Origin of the sequence: Lysinibacillus sp. UBA5994 (assembly GCF_002429725.1) — a bacterium.
Taxonomy (GTDB): Bacteria; Bacillota; Bacilli; order Bacillales_A; family Planococcaceae; genus Lysinibacillus; species Lysinibacillus capsici.
This window is the reverse complement of sequence record NZ_DJAU01000025.1, coordinates 49,000-73,043: the sequence shown is the minus strand read 5'-3', so window position 1 is coordinate 73,043 and position 24,044 is coordinate 49,000. Positions and strand designations below refer to the sequence as shown.

General features: G+C 36.4%; 23 protein-coding genes. 13 read left to right on the top strand and 10 right to left on the bottom strand.

Annotated features, from left to right (window positions below; translation table 11 throughout):
* Positions 1 to 342: 342 nt before the first annotated feature.
* The 9 genes from rocF to B3D98_RS07870 all read left to right on the top strand — a co-directional run bounded on the left by rocF (position 343) and on the right by B3D98_RS07870 (position 9,737).
* Positions 343 to 1,248 (top strand): arginase, encoded by a 906-nt coding sequence (gene rocF / locus B3D98_RS07910; protein ID WP_288582205.1) that lies wholly within the window; start codon positions 343 to 345, stop codon positions 1,246 to 1,248.
* A gap of 268 nt (positions 1,249 to 1,516) precedes the next feature.
* A complete protein-coding gene (locus tag B3D98_RS07905) occupies positions 1,517 to 2,944 on the top strand; it encodes an amino acid permease (protein WP_004232450.1) in 1,428 nt (475 codons plus the stop codon).
* 203 nt (positions 2,945 to 3,147) lie between these two features.
* The gene (locus B3D98_RS07900) at positions 3,148 to 3,948 is read left to right on the top strand and encodes a DUF817 domain-containing protein (RefSeq protein ID WP_288582202.1); all 801 of its coding nucleotides are present in this window, start codon (positions 3,148 to 3,150) and stop codon (positions 3,946 to 3,948) included.
* A gap of 159 nt (positions 3,949 to 4,107) precedes the next feature.
* Positions 4,108 to 4,695 (top strand): pyridoxamine 5'-phosphate oxidase family protein, encoded by a 588-nt coding sequence (locus tag B3D98_RS07895; protein WP_066038246.1) that lies wholly within the window; start codon positions 4,108 to 4,110, stop codon positions 4,693 to 4,695.
* 220 nt (positions 4,696 to 4,915) lie between these two features.
* On the top strand, positions 4,916 to 5,608 hold the full coding sequence (gene vanR / locus B3D98_RS07890; protein ID WP_199768326.1) for a VanR-ABDEGLN family response regulator transcription factor: 693 nt from the start codon (positions 4,916 to 4,918) through the stop codon (positions 5,606 to 5,608).
* A gap of 22 nt (positions 5,609 to 5,630) precedes the next feature.
* The gene (locus B3D98_RS07885) at positions 5,631 to 6,725 is read left to right on the top strand and encodes a sensor histidine kinase (RefSeq protein ID WP_244205601.1); all 1,095 of its coding nucleotides are present in this window, start codon (positions 5,631 to 5,633) and stop codon (positions 6,723 to 6,725) included.
* An 88-nt stretch (positions 6,726 to 6,813) separates the two neighbouring features.
* Entirely contained in the window at positions 6,814 to 7,731 is a 918-nt protein-coding gene (locus B3D98_RS07880; protein ID WP_054550670.1) for a D-alanyl-D-alanine carboxypeptidase family protein, read from the top strand.
* Between the two features lie 219 nt (positions 7,732 to 7,950).
* Entirely contained in the window at positions 7,951 to 8,346 is a 396-nt protein-coding gene (locus tag B3D98_RS07875) for a VOC family protein (protein ID WP_048389675.1), read from the top strand.
* Positions 8,347 to 8,606: 260 nt separating this feature from the next.
* The gene (locus tag B3D98_RS07870; protein WP_288582199.1) at positions 8,607 to 9,737 is read left to right on the top strand and encodes a CamS family sex pheromone protein; all 1,131 of its coding nucleotides are present in this window, start codon (positions 8,607 to 8,609) and stop codon (positions 9,735 to 9,737) included.
* A 31-nt stretch (positions 9,738 to 9,768) separates the two neighbouring features.
* Here the strand turns inward: B3D98_RS07870 and B3D98_RS07865 are convergent, their stop codons facing one another.
* The gene (locus B3D98_RS07865) at positions 9,769 to 10,239 is read right to left on the bottom strand and encodes a hypothetical protein (RefSeq protein ID WP_054550673.1); all 471 of its coding nucleotides are present in this window, start codon (positions 10,237 to 10,239) and stop codon (positions 9,769 to 9,771) included.
* 220 nt (positions 10,240 to 10,459) lie between these two features.
* Here B3D98_RS07865 and B3D98_RS07860 point away from each other — a divergent pair, with 220 nt between their 5' ends.
* Complete coding sequence (locus B3D98_RS07860) at positions 10,460 to 11,722, top strand: NtaA/DmoA family FMN-dependent monooxygenase (RefSeq protein WP_288582244.1); 1,263 nt, start codon at positions 10,460 to 10,462, stop codon at positions 11,720 to 11,722.
* 34 nt (positions 11,723 to 11,756) lie between these two features.
* Here B3D98_RS07860 and B3D98_RS07855 read toward each other — a convergent pair whose 3' ends face one another.
* The 3 genes from B3D98_RS07855 to B3D98_RS07845 form a co-directional block, all read right to left on the bottom strand.
* Positions 11,757 to 12,683, bottom strand: a complete 927-nt coding sequence (locus B3D98_RS07855; RefSeq protein ID WP_054550675.1) for a TIGR03943 family putative permease subunit — start codon at positions 12,681 to 12,683, stop codon at positions 11,757 to 11,759.
* An 11-nt stretch (positions 12,684 to 12,694) separates the two neighbouring features.
* Positions 12,695 to 13,693, bottom strand: a complete 999-nt coding sequence (locus B3D98_RS07850; protein ID WP_279494378.1) for a permease — start codon at positions 13,691 to 13,693, stop codon at positions 12,695 to 12,697.
* 134 nt (positions 13,694 to 13,827) lie between these two features.
* Positions 13,828 to 15,009 carry an AraC family transcriptional regulator gene (locus B3D98_RS07845; RefSeq protein WP_054550677.1) on the bottom strand — a complete coding sequence of 394 codons (1,182 nt, stop codon included), beginning with the start codon at positions 15,007 to 15,009 and terminating at the stop codon, positions 13,828 to 13,830.
* A 164-nt stretch (positions 15,010 to 15,173) separates the two neighbouring features.
* Between B3D98_RS07845 and B3D98_RS07840 the strand changes: the two genes are divergently transcribed.
* Positions 15,174 to 15,932: an SDR family NAD(P)-dependent oxidoreductase gene (locus B3D98_RS07840; protein WP_103117696.1), complete on the top strand. Its 759-nt coding sequence runs from the start codon at positions 15,174 to 15,176 to the stop codon at positions 15,930 to 15,932.
* 59 nt (positions 15,933 to 15,991) lie between these two features.
* Here the strand turns inward: B3D98_RS07840 and B3D98_RS07835 are convergent, their stop codons facing one another.
* The 6 genes from B3D98_RS07835 to B3D98_RS07810 all read right to left on the bottom strand — a co-directional run bounded on the left by B3D98_RS07835 (position 15,992) and on the right by B3D98_RS07810 (position 21,882).
* A complete protein-coding gene (locus tag B3D98_RS07835; RefSeq protein WP_288582194.1) occupies positions 15,992 to 17,653 on the bottom strand; it encodes a methyl-accepting chemotaxis protein in 1,662 nt (553 codons plus the stop codon).
* Positions 17,650 to 18,636 (bottom strand): BMP family lipoprotein, encoded by a 987-nt coding sequence (locus B3D98_RS07830; RefSeq protein WP_288582193.1) that lies wholly within the window; start codon positions 18,634 to 18,636, stop codon positions 17,650 to 17,652. Before B3D98_RS07830 ends, B3D98_RS07835 begins: the two co-directional genes overlap by 4 nt.
* Positions 18,637 to 18,888: 252 nt before the next feature.
* The gene (locus B3D98_RS07825) at positions 18,889 to 20,157 is read right to left on the bottom strand and encodes a PTS ascorbate transporter subunit IIC (protein WP_288582192.1); all 1,269 of its coding nucleotides are present in this window, start codon (positions 20,155 to 20,157) and stop codon (positions 18,889 to 18,891) included.
* 33 nt (positions 20,158 to 20,190) lie between these two features.
* Complete coding sequence (locus B3D98_RS07820; protein WP_004232490.1) at positions 20,191 to 20,454, bottom strand: PTS sugar transporter subunit IIB; 264 nt, start codon at positions 20,452 to 20,454, stop codon at positions 20,191 to 20,193.
* Positions 20,451 to 20,909, bottom strand: coding sequence for a PTS sugar transporter subunit IIA (locus B3D98_RS07815; protein ID WP_288582191.1), 459 nt, complete (start codon positions 20,907 to 20,909; stop codon positions 20,451 to 20,453). The genes B3D98_RS07820 and B3D98_RS07815 overlap by 4 nt, the downstream gene beginning before the upstream one ends.
* 61 nt (positions 20,910 to 20,970) lie before the next feature.
* Positions 20,971 to 21,882 carry a LysR family transcriptional regulator gene (locus tag B3D98_RS07810; RefSeq protein WP_054550683.1) on the bottom strand — a complete coding sequence of 304 codons (912 nt, stop codon included), beginning with the start codon at positions 21,880 to 21,882 and terminating at the stop codon, positions 20,971 to 20,973.
* 138 nt (positions 21,883 to 22,020) lie between these two features.
* Here B3D98_RS07810 and B3D98_RS07805 point away from each other — a divergent pair, with 138 nt between their 5' ends.
* Positions 22,021 to 22,986, top strand: coding sequence for an ABC transporter ATP-binding protein (locus tag B3D98_RS07805; RefSeq protein WP_054550684.1), 966 nt, complete (start codon positions 22,021 to 22,023; stop codon positions 22,984 to 22,986).
* Positions 22,983 to 24,008: an ABC transporter substrate-binding protein gene (locus B3D98_RS07800; RefSeq protein ID WP_288582188.1), complete on the top strand. Its 1,026-nt coding sequence runs from the start codon at positions 22,983 to 22,985 to the stop codon at positions 24,006 to 24,008. Before B3D98_RS07805 ends, B3D98_RS07800 begins: the two co-directional genes overlap by 4 nt.
* The last annotated feature ends 36 nt before the right edge of the window (positions 24,009 to 24,044 follow it).

Sequence of the window (24,044 nt, the reverse complement as noted above, 5' to 3'; positions counted from 1 at the left end):
GCTTTTTTTTGCCGTAAAAAAGAAGAATAATTGAATGATTTTGGAAAATATTTATTAACATATTGCATTTATAGATAAAATTACCGTCAAAATTTTCGGAAAAAACTATAAAAAAAGAACAGTTTTAATATTTTGTTTAGTAATTTTTTACAAAAATACGCACTTAAAAGGAAAAAAATGTTTTGTTATGCATTGAAATAGCGTTTATGCAATCGTTTATACAAGAATAAATCTATGTTTTTAATAATTTAAACTGTATAAAAATTTAAAATAATGTCGAGTTGAGTCAATGTTGCAATTTCTTTATACTGTGAAAGTAATTATTGGAGAGGAGAAAACATCATGAATAAAGAAGTGACAATTATTGGGGTGCCCATGGATTTAGGTCAAACAAGAAGAGGCGTAGACATGGGACCAAGTGCTATCAGATATGCGGGGGTAACTGAACGACTTGAGAGACTTGGTTATTCGATTTACGACGAAGGGGATTTAACTATTGACCTCGTACACGAAGATAAAGACGCAGAAGGAAAGACAAACTTAAAAAATTTAAAAACTGTCACAGAAAGTAACGAGAAGCTAGGCCAAAAAGTAGACCATGAAATTTCTTTAAACCGTTTTCCTTTAGTTTTAGGTGGAGACCATAGTATTGCTATTGGAACATTAGCAGGAGTTTCCAAGCATTATGAGAATCTAGGTGTTATTTGGTATGATGCCCATGGCGATTTAAATACTGGTGAAACATCTCCTTCAGGAAATATCCATGGCATGTCTTTAGCTGTAAGCTTGGGCCTTGGACATCCAGCACTTACAAATATCGGAGGTTATGCTCCAAAGGTAAAGCCTGAAAACGTTGTTATCATTGGTGCTCGAGATTTAGATCCTGGAGAAAAAAAGCTTATTATGGAAATTGGTATTAAAGTATACACGATGCATGAAATTGATCGTTTAGGAATGACGAAAGTAATGTCAGAAACGATTGACTATTTAAAGGAGCGCACAGACGGTGTTCACCTATCATTAGATTTAGATGGACTGGATCCAAATGATGCACCAGGTGTAGGCACGCCAGTAGCAGGTGGTATTAGCTATCGTGAAAGTCATTTAGCTATGGAAATGCTGTCAGAAGCAAATATTATTACTTCAGCAGAATTTGTTGAGACAAACCCTGTATTAGATCAATACAATAAAACGGCTATTGCTGCGGTAGCTTTAATCAGCTCACTATTTGGCGATACATTACTTTAAGCCATGAATAGAAGTCATTTTGTATCCCAGAAGGAAGAACTTTTCTTAAAAAATTAGGTCGCGACAACCAACTATAAGAAAATAGCTCTCCCTATAGTAAGTTTACAATACAATTTAGCTATTCAATAGCCTTTATTTTGTCAGAAAATTGACAGTTCATAAAATATATAAAACAGTTTATCTATTAACATTCAAATTTTAGATTGTTATCTGTTTTGTACGAAAAAAAGAAAGTGCTTACACAGATAATGAATGTAAGGAGTTTTTTATGGCAGCAGAACAATATGAATTAAAAAGAAGTATGAAAGCAAGACACTTATTTATGATTTCACTTGGCGGATGTATTGGAACTGGTTTCTTTCTTGGATCAGGCTACACGATTAACCAAGCTGGGCCAACTGGTGCCATCCTAGCTTACTTAGTAGGCGGAGCAGTTATGTATTTAACAATGCTATGTTTGGGTGAATTGTCTGTTGCTATGCCGGTATCAGGTTCATTCCAAACGTACACAACGAAATTTATCGGTCCTGCTACTGGTTTTGCCGTTGGATGGCTATACTGGCTAGGTTGGGCAGTAACTGTTGCTCTTGAGTTTTTAGGGGCTGGACAACTAATGCAAAGATGGTTTCCTGATTCACCAGTATGGATGTGGTGCCTAATATTTGCAGCACTACTCTTTGTATTGAATGGTTTATCAGCAAAAGCATTTGGTGAAGCAGAATTTGTCTTCTCCAGCATTAAGATATTGGCAATTATTATGTTCCTTGCGGTTGGTGGAGCAGCTATGTTTGGGCTAATCGATATGAAAGATGGAACAAATGCCCCTTTCCTTACTCATTTTTATGAGGGTGGATTGTTTCCTAATGGTGTAACAGCACTGCTTATTACAATGATTACCGTGAATTTTTCATTCCAGGGTACAGAATTGATTGGTATTGCTGCTGGGGAGAGTGAAAATCCTGAAAAGACTATCCCTAAATCTATTAAGCAAACTGTTTGGCGTACGCTGTTCTTCTTTGTGTTATCCGTATTTGTACTTGCAGCAATGATACCAATGGATAAAGCAGGGGTGGTGGAAAGTCCATTTGTAGTCGTATTAGATAGCATAGGTATTCCATATGCAGCAGATATTATGAATTTTGTTATCCTAACAGCCTTATTATCTGTCGCAAACTCGGGTCTTTATGCTGCAACACGTATGCTGTTTTCACTATCTGTCGAAAAGATGGCAAGTCCCGTTTTAGGGAAAGTTAATAAAAGAGGTATCCCAATGAATGCATTACTAATCACACTCGCTGTAGCAGGTCTGTCTTTACTGTCAAGTGTATTTGCTGCTAATACAGTCTTTGTGTGGTTATTATCTCTAGCAGGCTTAGGTGCACAAATTGGTTGGATTGCGATTACAGCATCTCAAATTGCATTTAGACGCTCCTATATACGCCAAGGAGGAAAAGTAGAGGATTTAAAATTCAAAGCGCCGCTGTATCCAGTGATCCCTATTTTAGGTTTATTAGCGAACTGTATTGTTATGGCAAGCTTGGCTTTTGATCCAGCTCAACGTTTAGCACTCTACTGTGGTGGAGCATTCTTCATTGGTTGTTATATCGTTTATTATTTAAAAGTGAAAAAAGTGACGAATTTAGAAATAAACCAACAAGAAGTCCAATTAAAATTAAATCAAAAAATATATCTTTAATATCAAAGAGTAGCTACTTACATGGCTACTCTTTTCTTCATAGAGAAGCAACAACAAAGACGTATTTAACAAAGAATAGTTCCAATAATAAGAGAAAAAATTTATTGTTTTTCGATAAATAAATATTGAAATAAGATAATTTATCATTTATTCTTCATACAAGAAGCAATTTAATTATGAACAAGTTCATTTGAGGTGGATTCATGTTGAAGAATTTTATTAAAGACTTAGGAGTCTTTACGTATCATCAATCATTATCTTGTATTTTTCCCGTTGTGATATTTGCTACACTTGCACTCTCTAAAGCCATTCAAATACCTGGGGTAGGAAGATATGACTTTATTCTGGCAATCTGTCTATTGACTCAGTACTTGATGTATAAATTTGGTTTAGAAACAAAGGATGAAATAAAAGTCATTTGCTTGTTTCACATTATTGGGCTCGTGCTCGAACTATATAAAGTGAATTTCAATTCATGGTCATATCCTGAAGAGGCGTGGACAAAAATAGGGTGTGTGCCTTTATATAGCGGATTTATGTATGCGAGTGTAGCAAGTTATATTTGCCAAGCTTGGCGTAGGTTTGATTTAAAAATTGTAAGCTGGCCAAAAAGTTATGTAGCTATTCCACTTGGAGCCATTATCTACTTGAATTTTTTCACACACCATTTTATTTATGATTTTAGATGGCTGTTAATGGCACTACTATTTATTGTGTTTTATCGTACTGTTGTAAAATTTACAGTACGGAACAAAGTCTTTAAAATGCCCATCGTTGTATCGTTCTTTTTGATTGGCTTTTTCATTTGGATTGCTGAAAATATTGCAACGTTCTTTGGAGCATGGTCCTATCCAAATCAAGAGGTGTCTTGGTCGATTGTTCATTTTGGTAAAATCAGTTCATGGTTTTTACTTGTAGTCATTAGCATTATGATTGTTGCGCAACTTAAACTATTCTATCGTAATGTAGGTGAAAATTTGGAGAAGAAATCATTCAATATATGACATTCATTTGTAGAACTAGAGAACTTCTAAGAAAATAGTATGGGCTTTTGATAAACTAGTATTTTTACCTTGTACCCATGCCCTTTCATCAAACTGTCCCTTTTTTAACGTGCAATACTGCTGTAGACTCCTTTTTAGAAGAGGATAGGGGGAATGATAATGGTAACAGATATTCGGATGATAAATAGAGCTTGTACAGATGAAAAACAAATTAAACAATTATTAGAAGGCGCACAAACTGCATTTCTTGGTTTGGTAGATCAACATATGCCATATGTTATTCCGCTAAATTATGTTTACAAAGACGGAAGTTTTTATTTTCATGGTGCCAACGAAGGAAGAAAAATAGATATTCTAACAAATAATCGGAATGCATGTATCACAATAAGTGAAAATTATGGAACAATGGTAGACCCTATTCCTGCTAAGACTGATACGGCTTATATAAGTGTAGTAGCAAATGGTTTGGTGGAATTTGTTACAGATTTAAATGAAGCTACTGCTGCTATGCAGGCAATGCTTGATAAATATGTACCAGATTATTACCAAGCACCTTTATCAAAAAAGCATATCGAAAAATATCAGTCATCTTTAGGGAGCAAAACGCTTGTTCTCAAAGTGAAACCGACCAGTATAACTGTAAAAGAGAATAAATTAAATAAACAAATGCTATATTACGCAGGTAGAGTGGTAACACAGGATATGAGTCGAAAATCTACTACTACAGCAATCAATCCAACAAATTAATTACCAGAAAATGCGAGGCTTGGGATATAACCTAAGCCTATTTTTGATGTAGTAATAGTTCATTATGAAGCTATCTATGATTTTGTTAATATAAACTTATTAAAAGTAGAGCTGGAAAGATGTTTTCATCTAACTACCCTAATAATAGATATAGTCATGCGTAAGTGCTATAATGCCTGTGAAAAATCATTGGAAAACAAGTGGGGAGAAGGAGAGGGCAATACAGTTGAATATATTAGTTGTTGACGATGAAAAGGAAATTGCAGATTTAATAGAACTTTACTTAAAAAATGAAAACTATCATGTATTTAAGTTTTATACGGCTCAAGAGGCTTTGGCATGTATTGAGCATGAGAAAGTAGATTTAGCTGTTCTGGATATTATGATGCCTGATATAGATGGGTTTACTATTTTACGAAAAATCCGAGAAACACTAAATTTTCCAGTGATAATGCTTACGGCAAAGGAAGAAGAAATCGATAAAATAAATGGATTTTCTCTGGGAGCAGATGATTATATAACAAAGCCATTTCGTCCATTAGAGTTGGTTGCTCGTGTAAAGGCACAAATACGAAGGTTTACTTTCTACAACCAAGGTTCGAAGCAACAGGAAGATATCATTGATTTTGCTGGCTTGGTGATTAATAAAAACACACGACAAGTCTTTTTAAATGAAAGGTCCATATCCCTTACACCTACGGAGTTCGCTATTCTTTGGTATTTATGTGCAAATCGAGGGACAGTTATTAGCTCAGAGCAATTATTCCAAGAAATTTGGGGGGAAAAGTACTTTAGCAGCAATAACACGGTAATGGTTCACATTCGACATTTACGGGAAAAAATGAAGGATGCTGCGGAGAACCCAAAGTATATTAAAACGGTTTGGGGAGTGGGGTATACCATTGAAAAATGAGTTTGGCAAACTGAAAAGGAAAATGGTTCTACAAATTATTTCGATACTTGTCATCGCTAGCATCATAGGCTTTTTTATTAATTTTGCATTTATTGATGGGGTCTTACAAGCTCCCTTTGCAGATGCTTTTATTGCTTTTTGTGAAAATGTCTTGCAACTTGATTATTATGCTGCAAGCAATGCCTATCATGTGTTATTTCGACAAAATAAATCGCTTTGGCTTGCGATAGGATTTATTTTATTATTATTGATTATTTTCTATATCGCCTTGTCTCGATTTACCCGATATTTTCATCAAATTAGTTCAAGTATTACCATGCTTGCTGATGAGTCAGGGAAGGAAATTGAGCTCCCAGCTGAACTCGATTTTTTGGAAAAAAAATTAAATAACGTGAAATATAAATTAGAAAAGCGTGCAAGGGATGCACAAGAAGCTGAGCAACGAAAGAATGATTTAGTTGTCTATTTAGCGCATGATATTAAAACACCTTTAACATCCATTATTGGCTACTTAAGTCTTTTAGATGAAGCGAGGGATATGCCGGTAGAGCAGAAAGAAAAATATGTGACGATTACATTAGATAAATCTTATAGACTGGAACAACTAATCAATGAATTTTTTGAAATAACCAGGTTTAATTTACAATCCATCATTTTAGAGAAAGATTCTATTCCTTTACAACATATGTTAATGCAAGTGGCCGACGAGTTTTATCCATTGCTGGCACCAAAGGGTCAAAAAGCCATCGTCAAATTAGATGAAGATATTACTATCTATGCAGACGGTAATAAGATAGCAAGGGTATTTAATAATATTTTAAAAAATGCAATTGCCTACAGTGATCCAAATAGTACAATTGAAATTAGTGCGCAAAGCGAAAATAATCAGACATTTATTTCGTTTACGAATACAGGGAAGACGATCCCTCCTGAAAAATTAAAAATGATATTTGAAAAGTTTTACCGCTTAGATAGTGCAAGGTCTACCCAAACAGGAGGTGCTGGGCTTGGTTTAGCCATTTCTAATGAAATTGTACAGGCCCATGGCGGAACCATTACCGCAACTTCTAGTAATGATACAACCGTATTCACCGTGATGATTCCAACCAATTCTTAAGAAACCTTAAGAATTCACTAATAGTAAATTAAAAATAAGCTCCTTTTTTTATGGTTGAATAAAAGCATAAAGAGAAGGAGTTGTTTTTATGTTCAATAGAAAAGGTATATTGAGTTTATTGTTCTTATCCATACTGATTTTCGTTTATTTACTATTGAAAGAATCGCCAATGACTTTACGTCAGGAAATAGATCATGCACCAAAAGTAGTACAAACAGCCAGTCAGCATATGCTCGATCTTGATATGTACAGTTCGAATGCAATTTTAGTGAATTTGGATGAAAATCAAATTGTTTTAGATAAAAAAAGTGAGGAAAAGATTTATCCTGCTTCTTTGACAAAAATGATGACGGTTCTAGTCGCGATAGAGCAGATCTCCAATTTACAAGAAGAAATCATTTTACCTAAACATATCTTTCGGGATTTATTAGAGGAAAATGCGTCAGTGGCGGGCTTTCTCCCAAATGAAAAGCTGACAGTAGAAGATTTGTTGTATGGCTCTATGTTGCCATCAGGTGCAGAGGCATCACTAGGTTTAGCTGAATATGTTGCGGGGTCAGAACGTGGATTTGTGAAACTGATGAACGAAAAGGCGCAGCAGCTAGGCATGAAAAATACGCACTTTGTGAATACAACTGGACTCCACCATTCAGATCATTATACAACTGTAAAGGATATGTCTTTACTTTTACAATACGCCTTAACAAACGATGATTTTCGAAATGTTTATACAGCAGAAAGATATTCTATAAAATCAACAAACCTTCATCCGGAAGGCATTACTTTTACCAGTCGCATGTTTCAGCATATGACGTCAAGTGCATTGCCAGGAGGGGAAATTTTAGGTGGAAAAACTGGCTATACAGAAGATGCAGGCTTATGTTTAGCAAGCTTAGCCCTTATAAATGGACAAGAATATGTGCTAGTGACAGTAGGAGCGGACGGCAGCCCTAGAACGGAGCAATATAATATTACCGATGCCATTTCGGTATATAGTCAATTATAACTAGCCCTAATAGTGTGTGATTAGAGAATAATTCATTTTCTAGTCACACTTTTTTGTAGTTCTAAAAATAATAGAATGGAATAATAGATGGGAGATTCCATATAAGTCTCTATAACCAACATGTTGTTGGTATGGCAGAAATAATTTATTAATTTTAATCTTCAGAAAAATGATATATAGTAAATATGATCAAATACATTCATCTTTAAGGAGGATACTATGGGGAGATTAGTTCATTTTGAAATTCATGTAAGTGATATGGATCGGGCTAAGGATTTTTATGGGGAAGTTTTTGGATGGTCATTTCAGGACTGGAGTGAATATGCAGGCATGCCTTATTTCGGTGCCGTGACAGGTGAAGATGGTGAACTTGGCATTAACGGTGCTTTAATGCAACGCCAAGGGCCTCCACCAGAAACAAACCAAGCGTTGAATGGCTTTGCTTGTACAATGGGTGTTGAAAGTTATGATGTAACGGAAGCAAAAATTCTTGAAAACGGGGGCAAAGTAGCCATGCCAAAGTACGCATTACCAGGAATGGCATGGCAAGGCTATTATATTGATACGGAAGGCAATGTATTTGGTATTCACCAGCCCGATAAAAATGCCAAATAGTATTGAGGGGTAAATCGCTCTAAGAAGGAGGGAACCCGCTCTTAAAAGTGTGAGAGCCACTCCAATGTAGTGAAAAACCCACTCATTAGCAGTTGAAAGCAGTAAGACCTATGTTCGAGAAAACGAGCATAGGTCTTTTTTGATTATCTGATAGGTAAATGGGGAGATTTGTAAATATATAATGTTTTATTTTGGTAAATTTGGTATCGTTGAATGAGGTAATTTATCAAATGATACATAGTATGCAAGGAGAAATAGCAATGAAAAAAAGAAGCTTTATGTTATTTTTATTCGCACCAATATTGATTTTAGCATCTTGTAGTAGTGAGGACGAAAGTGTTACTGCTAATGAGAAAAAGTATATTTCATCGATACAGAAAAAGGAGGTCTATGAGATTCAACAGCCTGCAAAAGTCAATATTGCTAGAGGTTCAATCATCAATAATATGAATAATGCTTTAAATATTAATGAAATTGAAAGAGGACTCATGAATTTATCGGTGAATTATTTCTCAACTGACAAGTTTTATATGCAGGAAGGTCAATATCTGGAAGAGAAAATGATCAGCCAATGGTTAAGTAGAAAAACAGATGAAGGTATTGGGTTAAATCCAGCCATTGAAACTAGAAGTGACAATGTGTTAGAGGATGAAAAAAAGTATCCTTTGATTCTCTCACATGTGTTAGAACAAAATTTTATTAATAAAGAAAATAACAAAGTAGAGGGACTATCGATCGCGATCTCGTTAAATGAATTTTATGATATACGAGTTTCCGATGCCAATGGTTTAATTTACACAGGCCAAGTGAAAGTAGACCAAAATGATGATGATATCAACGATGTTAAAAATTATGGGAAGGAAGTAGCTAAAAGGATTCTTGAGGATATTAGAAAAAATGAAAAATATCCGAGAGTCCCTATTTATTTAACTTTATATCAAGAATCTAATATAAACGATATTATTCCAGGCATATTTTTAGCTGAAACCTTTATTCCTAAAGATACAGATACCATAACAAAATGGTTTGATATAGATAAAAAGCATTATATATTCCCATCAGATGCTTTATATAGTTTGGACCAAAATATGTATAATAAATTATTAATTTTTAAAGAGGATATTCAAGGTGGATTTAAACATTTAAATCCTAAAATCATGGGAAAACTTCGTTATGAAGATGGCAAATTAACAGATATTAATCTAGAAATACACGTACCACTGGTTAATGATATTGAATTAATTGGCTTGTTACAGCTCACTAGTACAAAAATAAATACAATTTTATTTGACTATATCCCCATCACCATTCGGGTAATCGATCAGAAGCAGGATGTTGGAATTGTTCTCTGGGACCCAACGGAAAAACAAATTTTTGCATCACCTATTTGAATAGAAAAAAGCTAAAGGGTGAAGCTCCATATTAAATTTCGTAACTTGTATTTATATCTACTGTAATTGAAGAACCATCATTATTATCAAATTTCATGAACCATTGACCAGCTTGGCTTGCATCCAACTCGTAAGTTGAAGTAAATGATTGTCCAGATTTAATGATCTCTCCGTCTATCCAAACCGTTCCATTAGGTGCAGTTAATATAAACCTAATAGATTGTGAGCTGTTATTTTTCACATAAATTTGAATTGTATCAGTGCCATTACTAGGTGCTTTAAAATTAAAGCTCATCGAACCCTGACCAGTTGGAAAGGTAGAAGACGTTGTAAGAAGAGAATCATCACTTTTTTCAGCTGTGGGGGTAGAATAAGATTCCTCAGCAGAAGCACCAAGGTTCGGCGGAATAGATGGTTGGAGTATAGGATCTTCTATAAAAGATGCTCCACCAATTGGAAATATAAAAAGAGTAACTATAAATAAAGAGGTAAATTTTCTCATGATTCCTCCGCTTAAATATTTTTGAATTATCTCAATAATACCTTTATTTAACTTTATAGTAAATATTAGTTTGGTTGCTTATTTTTCATTTGTTAGAGGACCTTCAAAAACTTAATAGACATTCATTGCAATCTCTGCCATGAATGATTATTATGAAAATGATAATCGTTATCAATTAAAAAGAAGGAGAGTAGCAATGAAAAGACACCTTATTATTGGAATGCATTTAGCTGTTTACGGTAATCATGGCAAACAGGGTGCCTTGATAGAAGAACATATTGCATTTGCGCAGCGTGCTGAAGCAGCGAAATTAGATTTTGTATTTAAGGCGGATTATTTAACAGCTCATCCAGAATTAATGGCTAAAATGAAAGGAACAGTTGGCTTAGACCCTAACTTTTTAATGGCGATGGTGGCAAGAGAAACGAAACAGATTGGCTTAGTAACAACGATTTCCACATCCTTTACGCCACATTATCTGATTGCGCGTCAATTGCAGTCCTTAAATTGGATTAGCGAAGGACGAGTTGGATGGAATATCGTAACCTCTATAGATGGCGCCCATAATTTCAGCAATGAGCCCATGCCTTCTTCCGAGGAGCGTTATGCTAAAGCGGCAGAATGTACAGCGGTGGTCAAGCAGCTATGGCATAGTTATCCCTATGAAACATTAGAAATGGATGGGAATTTAGAGAAAATAAAAGAGCTTGTTAAGCCAATTGAGTATGAAGGAGAATTTTTCCATATAAAAGGTCCCTTAAATCTCCCAATGCATCCAGCAGGAGAGATTCCACTCTTCCAAGCAGGAGCGTCGGATGTTGGGCGGCAATTTGCGGCTACTGTTTCCAATGCGATTTTTGCGGCTACACCAGTCATGGAGGTGGGTATTGAGATGCGTAATGATTTGCGTCAGCAGGCTAGAGAAGTAGGTCGTTCAGCCGACGATATTCGCTTATTACCCGGACTCTATTTCTTTATAGGGGATACATATGAAGAAGCACTCGAAATGCACCGACAAGCACATGCACATTTAACACTTGAGCGGCGCTACAGTGCTTTAGAATCTGTGATTGGCATGGATGTTCGTCATTTGGCACTTGAAGATCAGGTAACGATTGATATGCTGCCATCAAAAGATCAACAAGTACGTAGTAAAACACATGCAGATTTGGTACGTCGTTATATTGTAAACAATGAACCAACAGTCGCAGTATTGTTAGCACGCCCAGAGGTAATTGGCTCAGCCCACCTTGTAGCAATCGGTACACCACAGGATATTGTCGATCAAATCGTTACTTTTTATGAAGAGGGTGCATTGGATGGCTTTATTGCCATACCAGGCGGACCTGCGAAATCTTTGGATTTGTTCTTTAGCGACGTTATTCCCATGTTAGTAGAGCGGGGGTTATTCAGAGCTGAATATGAAGGTAGCACATTACGTTCCCATTTAGGCTTAGATGTGCAATCCCCTATTAATAGCTGAAAAAGGGCAAGCCATAAGCTTTGCCCTTTTATTGCTAGAAACTCATTCGAATATTAATAGGATAAAGATAAGGTGATTCAGGTTGTTCGATTGTTACCCAATCATCAATATGGATAACAGGTAAGCTTGCACCTTCATATGTTGTTTGACTAATTGTACCGACCACTTCAATCCATGTATCTTCTGTGAGTGTAGGAGCGTCCGAAAACTCTGTCAGAAAGCCGACGATACTGGCATCGGCGACGCAATGCGTAATAAGAAATCTTGAAATCACTAGTTGCTTTTCTGTAAAATTTTCTTCTTTTAAAACAAAGCCCTTCAACTGTATTTTCTTCCCCAAATAGTTAGCCAAATTTTGATTAATTTCTTCATAATAAATCGTGTAGTCCTCATCGGTCATTTTTAGCATGGATTGTTGGGATAGCTGTTGCTTTAATTGCTCATATTGTTTTTTTGTCATTTCCTGTTTTTCCTCTGTCAGTCGGGGATCAGCTTCATGTTCATCATAGATGTTTTCATCAATCGTTTCATTTGAAGTGAGGTAATCCTCTATTTTAGATGATTGATTTTGCTGGGTGAGAATAAATGCACCACCTTTTTTATCAGCGATGGATGCATCTAAAATTTTTGCTGGCACGAAGAAGCCTGTCATTATTGGTGTCATGATAATGAGGTAGGCTATCATTTTTTTTCGGGTAAAGGCTGTGTGACCATGGTCGTGATGGGAGCAGCATGCTTGTCCCGTTTGATCACATGAATGAGGAACCTTTGAAAAAGATATAATTCTTGTCACTTGAACAAGAAATAGTATAAAAAATAAAATGGCGGCTGTTTTACTCAGCCCTTCATATTTAGGGTTGATAAATTTTGTTAGTTCTCCGGTCCAATGTAGGTTGGCAATCATAGCCGAAAAGGCGAGTAACATGAAGGCTCTTAGCGCTTGTTGAACGTGAAATTTCATGGTTTTCCCCCTTAGAGATACGCTGAAAGAATCCATATACTAATGTAGACAACTGTAGCCACTAAGGCGATTAACCAAAAAACAAATTTTAAACGAAATACGCTCATCAACATAATGGTATTTTTCAAATCGATCATAGGGCCAAAAATAAGAAAGGCTAGAATGGATGGAGTGGAGAAAATAGCACTAAAGGATGCGCCAATAAAGGCATCTGCCTCAGAGCAAAGTGACAGAATGAAGGCTAAGCCCATCATAACTAGAATGGAGGAGGGTTCACCTTCTCCAATGGCTACGAGTGTTTTGGTAGATATATAGGTTTGTACAAAGGCAGCTAAAAATGCCCCGATAATTAAGTATTTACCCATATCAAAAAATTCATCGATGGCATGTTTGACCATATTTAATAATTTGGTGAAGAAGGATGTTTGTTGACTAGGGATTGTTAATGAGTAGGGCTGTAAAGAGCTCTTAAATTGGGAGCCTTTAAAAAATAAGCTGATAAGTAATGCTACTACAATAGCGATGACAAAGCCAACAAGCATTCGAAGGCTCGCTATTCTTAAATCATTTCCAAATGCCATATAAGTAGAAAGAATAACAACGGGATTAATAAGTGGACCAGTTAACATAAAGCCTATAGCTGCATGTATAGGTACGCCTTTCACAATCAATCTTCTAACAATCGGAACAATCCCACATTCACAGGCTGGAAATAATGCACCTACAAGACAACTCATGATAACTGCCATCACAGGGTTTCGAGGAATCCACCTTTGGATATGTTCCTCTGTTATAAAAATTTGTATAAAGCCAGCAATCAGTATTCCAATTAAGACAAATGGTAATGCTTCAATTAAAATACTTAAAAATATCGTATTTAAATTGAGTAGAGAGGAACTAAGGTCGTTTAGAGCTGAGACGTTGAATAACAGTAGTTGTAGCATGCCTAGGAATAAAATGAAGAGCAACCAAAAATTCAATACATATTTAGAAAAATGGAGACGTTCCACATAGACCTCCTTAAAGTGTAATGGTTACGTTTTAATTCAAGATATGACATAGATGATATTGTTAGTACTTCAAAAAAGGAAAGAGAAAGTAAAAATTGATTTCTACCATCTTTTTACTTTCCCTCTATATCGAATTATTTATGAGAATACTTAGTTCTATATTGTTTAGGGGTAATTCCCGTAAATTTTTTGAAAACTTTAATGAAATAGCTTTGATCTGTGAAATTAAGTAATGAACCGATGTCTAGGATTGGATAGTTGGTAAATGTTAAGAGTTTTTTCGCCTCATCAATCCTTTGCTGCTGAATATATTCACTAAAGGAAGTACCTACTTCCTTTTTAAATAAGGAGGAAAGATAATTGGGGCTTAGGTGGCAAATTGCTGAAAGTTGGTCGAGTGTTAGATCCCCATACAACTCATTTTCAATAAAATGAATACAGGTAGTAATGGGTCCAGAATACTTCCTTGTATTTGCCTGTGATACACGGCTTGTATAGTCGTAAATAGCTTCCTCCATTAACGAAAGAATTTCGATTAAACTGTTTTGATCCTCTAGCTTTTGAATGTAAAAATCATTTAATGTAAAGGCTGTTTCTTCATTTAAACCACCCTCAATTGCTGCACGGCAAATAAGAGCAATGCCTGTAATCATCAAATATTGAACACTTCTTAAATTATTGCGTTTTGATAGTATTCCAAGTTCTGCTTGCTCAACAATGGAATAATTCAAAACTTCATTTAGTTTCTCTATACGCCCATTTTTCACATTGTCTAACAATATTTTTTCATAGTAAAGATTTGTATGAACAATATCATTTCTTCTTGCATAGGAGAGCTCAAGCGTAGTATTTTCCTCATGACGAATGAGAGGTCTTAATGCTTGGTTGTGATAAATGACAGCAGATTTATTTAATTTCTTTTGATAGATGGCGTAATACACAAATAAACTAATGGCTAAACTTTGTTGATAATGAAGAATAGGAATCAGCTCTTGATTAACACTTGTCTTTATGTCTTCCACTTCTGGAGAAAGGGAAGGGCCAACTACAATTGCACCTAAATATTGATCCTCTTGCTGCACATTAATATAGAAAAAATTAAACTCAGCATAAGAGAAAAAAATTGGATAGGCATTAGAATCTTTATGGTAAGGATATGTTTTCAACTGTTCCTTTAAAGAAATGTAAGATGGATTATTTGTTGATGAATAGTCAAAGATTATTTTTCCTAATGAATTAATATAAGTGACTGGAAGATGATGTGTTTCATAGATTAATTGGCTGATGTATTGAAGATCAATAGTGTTAATTTTCATGTTCCTACACTCCAGTTCGTAATAATTCTATTAAAATGAAAGCATTTACATTTTTATTGGATAGACATTGAGAAAGTACTATTTTGTGTAGAATAATACAATAAATAAAGGAGAAGTAGCAATAAAATAGACAGTGACTTTAAAATGTTAGGGAGGAATAGAAGATGGATCTTTTGAATAAAATTGCAGTTGTAACAGGCGCAGGAAGCGGAATTGGAAGAGCTAGCAGCTTGAAACTTGCTAGCAATGGTGCAAAAGTGGTGGTAGTGGATTTCAACAAAGAAACAGGGGAAGAAACAGTAAGCTTGATTAGAGAACAAGGCGGGGAAGGTATTTTCGTTCAGGCAGACGTTTCAAAAAGTGAAGACGTTCAGAAATATGTCAATACTGCTGTTGATACGTACGGACGTATTGATGTATTTTTCAATAATGCTGGGGTTATTCAGAAAATTTCTCCACTAACAGAGATTGAAGATGCAGAATATGACCGTATTATGTCAATTAATGTGAAGGGTGTATTCCTTGGCTTAAAATATGTTTTAAAAGTAATGGAGGGACAAGGAAGCGGTTCAATTATAAATACAGCTTCTACAGCAGGAGTTCGTAGTGAGCACAGTATGGCTGTCTATTCTGCAAGTAAGCATGCAGTAGTGGGTTTAACAAAATCAGCTTCTTTGGAGTATGTAAAAAAAGGTATTCGGATCAATGGTATCTGTCCAGGAGGAGTAGAAACGGCATTAACAAACAGTGTAACTGCGATGTTTGAAACAGGTGGCTATGTGCCAGAGGAGATTCCAAATATGAGAATGGGACGCTATGCAAAACCAGAGGAATTAGCAGAAATGGTAGTATTCCTAGCATCGGACAAAGCAAGCTATATGACAGGCTCTATTGTGTTAGTAGATGGTGGTTTAACTTTATAATGAAAGAAGAAATCCAGTGAATCATTTCACTGGATTTTTTGCGGTAATGAATCGAATCGCTATAGGGTGAATTTTTTGAGCTCATTCATCAACGTATTAGTCATAGCTTCAAGATCGTCTATCTTAGCACTAATTTTTTGGAAGGAAAGTAGCTGTTCTTGCGTTGATGCCGATATTTCTTCTGTGCCAGCAGCAGTTTCTTCTGTAATAGCAGAAATATTTTCAATGGTACTATTTACTTGCTGGCTCATTTCATTCGTTTGTGCCATTTCTCTTGTGAGGTTTTGTAAATCGCGATGGATATTTGTTATGTGCATGGTAATAACAGAGAATGATTGTTCTGTCTCTACCATGGATTGAGATTGCTCATTTGACAGCAGATAACCTCGTTCAGCCGTAGTAAGGATGTGCGTAATGCCATCTTGAATATGCGAGACCATTGAAGTGATTAAATTCGTAGCATTCTCCGTTTCAGAAGAGAGCTTTTTAACCTCCTCGGCAACAATGGCAAACCCTTTGCCTGCTTCTCCAGCTCTTGCAGCCTCGATGGCAGCATTTAGTGCTAATAAATTTGTTTGGCTAGCAATCGTATGGACAGCATTGGCTGCGCCTTCAATTTCCGAAGTGAATTGAGAAAATTGAGTTACAGCTTCCTTAATATCAAGTGATGTGGTTGATATATCCTTTGCAATGGAAGATTGTTTTTCTAATGAATATTGACCATTTTGAACAGCCTCCAGAGCTTGTTTACCAGTGTCAGCCGATTGCTCACTCGTACGCATAACATCCCTAAATTGATCTGCCATATTATTCATTTGGAGTGCCACTGATTGAATGTCTTCTGACATCGTATAGCTGCCTTTTGCTAATTCGTCGGTTGAGGTAGCGACTTGATTACTACTTTCATGAATATTGTTCATATGGCTCGTCACTTCTTGTGTAAACAAATTAACATCCTTTCCAATATTATCAATGGATTGTACAGTATTTTTTAAATTATTCATCATGTCTGCAAAGCTTTTTGTTAATTGATCAATCTCATATCGACTGTTTGCTTGATAGGAGAGGGTAGAAGTATCCATTGTTAAGTTTCCTGTTGCTGCAGCCTGTGCACAATCTACAATCTGATTAATGGGTTTGGTAATTCTTTTCGCAGCTACATAGGAATAAAGTATCGTAGCAATAATTAATAGCACACTACCTATGATGGTAGAGGTTGTAATGAAACCTATTTTTTGCTTCGTTACTTGGATCATTTCTTGATACCATTCGTTCGTTTCTTTTTTGAGCAAATACATATCGTTTAAAATTCCTTTAATTCTGATGGACTGCTTTTTAATTTCAGAGCGATTGTTTTCTTGAAACCCGCTTTCAGTCGCCTTTTCTAGATTTTCAAATTTACTAGCTATTTTTTCGACGATTGTCTGATGTTCAGGTATTCTCGTTAGGGAGGCTAATGCCTCTAAATTACTTTTTGTTTCTTGTAAAATAGCGAGCGCTTCGTTTTTATTGGCTTCACTATCCAGGTAGGTAAAATTATTTAAAGATTGGCTGGCAACAACTAAACTTTGCTCTAGTTCTTTCACTGTAAGTAAAAGTTTCGTATCATCCTGTGCTGTTGTTTGGATCGTGAATGTTTGTAGGATAATAAAGCCGATCATAGCCATAGCCAATACGATTGGAATCAATGTGTTCATAAATAATTTCTTACGTAGTGTCACTGGTCATTCCTCTTTTCCGCAGTAACTTTTATCGTACCTGAAATAATGGCTTCTTTGGCTTTTTCGATAGCAGTCTGTTGCTCAGCTGTCAGTTGAATTACACGAATATCTGCTAGTCCCACACCCTGATCCGCTAAACCTAATGAATAGGATTTTTCGGAAATTTTACCGTTTTCTACTAATGTCTTAGCGAGTTGATAGACGGCTAGATCAACATTTTTAAGCATGGATGTGACAACTGTTTTTTCGGCAACAAAAAACTGATCGATATCAACACCTGCTGCATAGATCCCCATTTCCTCTGCCTTTTTTATCGCCCCAAAGCCAGTAAAGCCTGCTGCATGGTAAATAAAATCAACGTTATTTTTGATATACCTTTCTGCTATTGCTGCACCAGCCTGGGTATCGTCAAAGGTACCAGCATAGTCACTCATAATTTCAATCGATGGCTGTACATAACGTGCTCCTTCGATAAAACCATTTTCAAAGTGATGGATAACAGGAGCATCTGCTCCACCAATAAAGCCAACTTTTCCTGTTTTACTTGTCATAGCGGCAATCATGCCAACTAAAAAGCTACCTTCTTGTTCTTTAAAGGTAATCGAAATGATGTTGTTAATATCAGATTGCCCGTCAATCAGTATAAATTGCTGAGAGGGATTTTGTTTTGCAGTCTTTTCTAGTGCTTCTTGTACAGAGAACCCGAGACCAATGATGATATCATATTTTTCTGCTACAAGTTCATTCAGCTTTTCCTCGTATTTACCATCAGGAGCCTCTTTGTAATCAAACAAAATGCCTAGCTCGTCGCGCGCTTTTTCTAAGCCTTTAAAAGCGGAATCATTAAATGATTCATCGCCTAGTCCTGCATCTGATAGTAAAATTCCTATCTTATATCCTTCAGTTGATGTTTCTGTCGGTGCTGAGGAACAGCCTGCTATCAACAGAGTGATCAAAAGAAAACTAGTGAATAATTTCTTCAAATTTTGTGTACCTCCTGTTGTGTATAAAATATATATCGGCAAAAACTTAATATTTTTAGTCTGATGTCAGACATCCGTGCAAAAAATTTTTAGGATGTCTAAGAATAATGAATCATTTCTATATACATAATAAGTTAATAATATAAAGCTAGATTACTAATAAAGTAATTGATTTATAAAGGTTTTCGTAGCACTTCTTGTATGTACAGCACTATAAAAGCCTAACGCAAATAGCGTCAGGCTTTATATGTTCTAAACAGCGCCGAATAATTTTAATAAATTAATAATAATAATGCCGATTACCCCAAAGTCTGAATCACCGAAGGTTGTGCCCTCATAGCCAATGTCTCCCATAAAGATAAGGAGTATGGCTGGAATAAAGCTAATTAATAAACCATTGGCAAAGGCTCCGGACATCGCACCAATTCTACCGCCAGTAGCATTTCCAAAGACACCCGCCGCCGCACCTGTGAAGAAATGTGGAACAAGACCTGGTACGATGACTTTTAGTCCGATGAAGGGGAGTATAAACATGGAAACCAGCCCTGCTATAAAACTAAAAATGAAACCAATAATAACGGCATTTGGTGCAAAAGGAAAGATGGTTGGACAATCAAGTGCTGGTTTTGTGTTTGGTACAAGTTTATCTGCAATGCCTTTGAAGGCTGGAATAATTTCAGCAATTAACATCCGTACACCTGCTAAAATAATATAAACACCCGCTGCAAATGTAATCGCTTGCATAATAGCGAAAATAATAAAATTTGAGCCAGCTGATAATTGTGACTCAATATAGGAAGGGCCAGCAAAAAGGGCAACAATTACAAAGAACACACTCATTGTTAAAGAAATAGCAACTGAGGTATCTCGTAAAAAGCCTAATGCTTTCGGAACCTGTATATCTTCTGTGGATTTCATTTTATTACCAAAGAGCTTACCAATCTTTGCAGAAACATAATAGCCAACACTGCCAAAGTGACCAACAGCAAAGTCATTACTCCCTGTTATTTGTCGAACTGTCGGCTGTAAAATGGCAGGGAACACGACCATACAAAGTCCAAGAATGATAGACCCAACAAGAATAAGAAGTGTACCACTCATCCCTCCAACTGATAATGAAGCGGCGATTAAACAAGCCATAAATAATGTATGATGTCCAGTTAAAAAGATATATTTTAATGGCGTAAATCGCGCAAATAGTAGATTCATAATCATACCAAATACCATGATTAGTGCAGTAGCTGTACCAAAATTAGTCTGAGCAGCTGCCACGATGGCCTCATTGTTGGGAATGACTCCCTGTACTTGAAAGGCATGATCGAACATTTTACTAAAATGATCTAAAGAGCCAATTAAGACAGTGGCACCAGCTCCGAGGATGACAAAGCCCATTATCGTTTTTAATGTACCTGACAGAACAGTGGAATTTGATTTTTTTTGAATAAGTAAACCAATAAAAGCGAATAGGCCGACTAATATAGCTGGTGTTCCTAAAATGTCATGCATGATAACATCTAACATACCAACACCTCATCCTATCCAAATTTTTAATGCTTAAAGCAACGGTTCAAGCTTTTCTTTTATTTCTGAAATACTCATCATATTTACGATGCTCACAATGATTCCTTTGTCTTTCGCTAATTCATTCACGATATCTGCTGCCCCTAAATAAATATCTGCTTTCTCCGCCTTGGCAGACGCTAAATCTGTATGCGTTACCTCTGCATCTTTCCCCAATACTTCTAATGCTTTTTTAACATTCAATTCTAAAATAAAGCTACTTCCTAAACCGCTCCCACACACGACTAAAATTTTCATTCTGTTGACTCCTTTGTCGTATATTGTTTGATTTTCTCCCATATCATGTCCGCATGTTGACAGGCGATTAGGTCATCAATCTGATCGGGTTCTTGTAAGACTAATGCCAAATCAGCCAACACCTGTAGATGTGAAGCATTGTCAATGGCAGCTAGCACAATTAGTAGGTAGACAGGCTGATTAGGGCTAAAAAAAACAGGCTTTTGTAATCGTAGCAAGCTTATGGCTAGTTCAAGAACCCCATCAGATGGCCGTGCATGAGGAATGGCTACTTTGGGTGTGATGACAACGTAAGGACCATTGTGTTCAATAGATCGAATCATGGCTTCGACATAGCGCTGTTCAATTTTGTGTTGTTGTACTAATGGGCTAGCCGCTAAATGAATTGCTTCTTGCCATGATCGGACAAAGTTTGCAAGCTGTATACAATCTTTTGTCAACAGCTTGGTTAGCAAGGACAACCCTCCTTTCATAAAAATATCTTCCCATTCCATGTTATTACGACTGTATGTGGAATTATGTCATCGTAGAAGACATTTTTAATTGCTTTGCTATTTCATAAACCGACGTTTTGACAAATTCATCCATTTTATGATCTAAGCGCGTTTTCGGATAAATCAATTGAATTTTTCTATTTAGTGTTACATCATGTAGATCTTTCTTCAGCAGTACACCTGATTTTAATTCTTCTTCTATTAAGGAAACAGATAGAAACGCCAAGTTTTTGCCAAAGGTCAGCATCTTTTTAATCGTGCTCACAGAATCCAACTCAATTGTGTAAATAGAAGGCTGAAATGGGTCCATCCACTTTTCAATGAAGTGATTCGTGGAGCTAGATGATGTATGCAACAATAGCTTGTATTTAAGAATATCTTCTTTGGTGATGTCTTTTTGTGCTGCTAGCTCGTGAGATGGGCTGAATGCCAATACAAGTGCATCTTCACCGATTGTTTCGTAATGAAGTAAAGGATTTTCCTGCTTAGTCTCCATGATGAGCCCGAAATCTAATTCTTGTAGTGCTACCTTTTTTTCAATTTCAGGTGCTGTTTTTACTTCTAATGAAATGCGAATCTCAGGACAGGTCGTTGAAACTTGATGAATTAAATCTGGCATAAAAATATGGGCAGGTAAGCCACTCGCCCCTAGTCGTAATGAACCGATATGGCCTGCTAAAAGATTTTCAATAAAACGATCCATATCCTTTTGAAGTTGAACCATTTGACGAGCGTAATGATACACACCTTCGCCCGCTTCTGTTAAACGGTATCCTCCAGCATTTGTTCGAAATAAATGAATACCGTATTCCTCCTCTATAGAGCGAATATGAAATGATACGGTGGGGGCTGTAATGCCAAGTGCTTTGGCGACAGGGGCTAATTTTTTTAATTCTACAAGTAAGCAAAATGCCTGTAATTTACTATTGTTCATTTTATCCTCCTAAAGGAAATTAGAAAAAATCTTGTATTTGCTTTAGTTTATTAGATTTTTTTTAACGAGTTATTAATAGTAGATTAATATTTTCTAAATATCTGGAATTTATAGTTGTAAGTAACGAGGAGGATACTTATGAAAATCTCATTAAAAAATATCGAGAAAAAATATGGGCAGTCTCAAGCATTGTGGCCGATTGATGTGGAGTTAGATCAGCAATTCATTACGATTCTCGGACAATCAGGCTGTGGCAAAACAACCTTATTAAAGTTGATAGCTGGCCTTGAACAGCCATCAAAAGGAGAAATACGATTTGATGACACCGTCATTTATTCTTCGGGGTCTCGTAAAAATGTCAAACCAAATAAGCGTAATATTGCCATGGTTTTTCAAGATTTTGCTCTATGGCCACATATGACCATCTTCCAAAATATTGCCTTTGGCTTAAAGGGCATTATTCCGAAATCAGCTATTCCTGAACGAGTCGAGCATGTGATGCGATTGGTAAAAATGCAAGGCTATGAGAAACGAAAGCCAGGTGAATTATCGGGTGGACAACAGCAGCGAGTGGCATTAGCTAGAGCTTTAGCGACCAAACCGCAATTAATTTTATTTGATGAACCTTTATCCGCTCTCGATGCTGTTTTAAGAGAGCAAATGCAAGATGAAATCATGCACCTCATTCATGAGCTTAATTGCCAAGCCATTTTCGTAACACATGATCAAACAGAGGCCATGACAATGTCTGATCAAATTATCGTTATGGAGGCAGGGAGGATTGCTCAAATTGGCTCGCCTGAGGAAATTTATCGTGCACCAGCAACGCCCTATGTGGCAGATTTTATTGGCAAAGTGAATTGGCTTCACAATCGACAATCAATTGTGCGACCTGAGGGTGTTTCGAGAATATCGCGTCCTGGTACGATTGCCAAACAAGCGCAGATTGTGAAAAGTACATTTGTTGGCGATCGTTATCTAGTACAAGCACAGGTAGAAGGACAGTATTGGAACTTTTATGAGAAGCAGCCATTAGAGCATGGAAAAAGGTTGCAAGTTTTTATTGATGAAAAACAAATCTATCAATTGGAGGGTTTACATTGAAGAAACGACATTTTAAATTTTGGGCAACTGCTGGCATTTTATTGGCCTTAGCATTAGCTGGCTGTGGTAATAAAGAGGCAAAAGAGACGAATGAAGCAAGTGCAAAGACACAGGAGGAGAAAGTTCTGACAGTGTATTCTGCTGGGCCAGATGGTTTAGCTGCAAATATTCAGCAAGCATTTGAAGAAAAAACAGGGATTAAAGTGGAAATGTTTCAAGGAACTACGGGTAAAATTCTCTCTCGTTTAGAAGCGGAAAAAAATAATCCTGTAGCTGACATTGTTGTACTTGCCTCTGTTGCCTCAATGGATGGGTTAAAAGCAACAGATCAATTGCAAAGCTACGAAGCGGCTAAAAACAAGGACAAAATCAACAGTGATTGGTCGGATCAAGAGGGATATTTTTATGGCTACAGTGCCTCTGCTTTAGGTATTGCCTATAATACGAAAAATACGACACATGCGCCTACGGATTGGTCTGATTTAGCAAAAGCTGATTGGCAAAATAAAATGAATATACCAGATCCAAGTCTGTCAGGCTCTGCTGTTGATTTCTTATTTGGCTACACAGCAGCAGAAAAAACAGCTTGGAGCACGATTGATAGTTGGAAGAAAAATGGCTTACAAGTCAATGGTGCGAATAAAGAAGCCTTGGATGCGGTTATTACAGGCGAGAAAAATGCCACGATTGCAGGTGTAGATTATATGGCTTATAAAGCAAAAGCAGACGGTGAGCCAGTGGAAATTATCTATCCGACGAGTGGAACAGTAGTTAGTCCAAGAGCGGTAGGTATTTTAAAGGATGCGCAACATGTAGAATCTGCACAAGCCTATGTTGATTTTTTATTGTCAGATGAAGGGCAAAAGCTAGTAGCAGATGCTTACTTATTACCAGGGAATAAAGATATTGCTGTGAAAAATCGTGCAGCATTAGATGAAATTCCACAGTTAACAGTTGATTGGATGGGTGCGGAAGCGAAACAGCTGGAAGTACTAACAAAGTTTACGGATTTATTTCGCTAAATAAAGGGAGGTTGATATACCTCCTTCTAGTTTTCA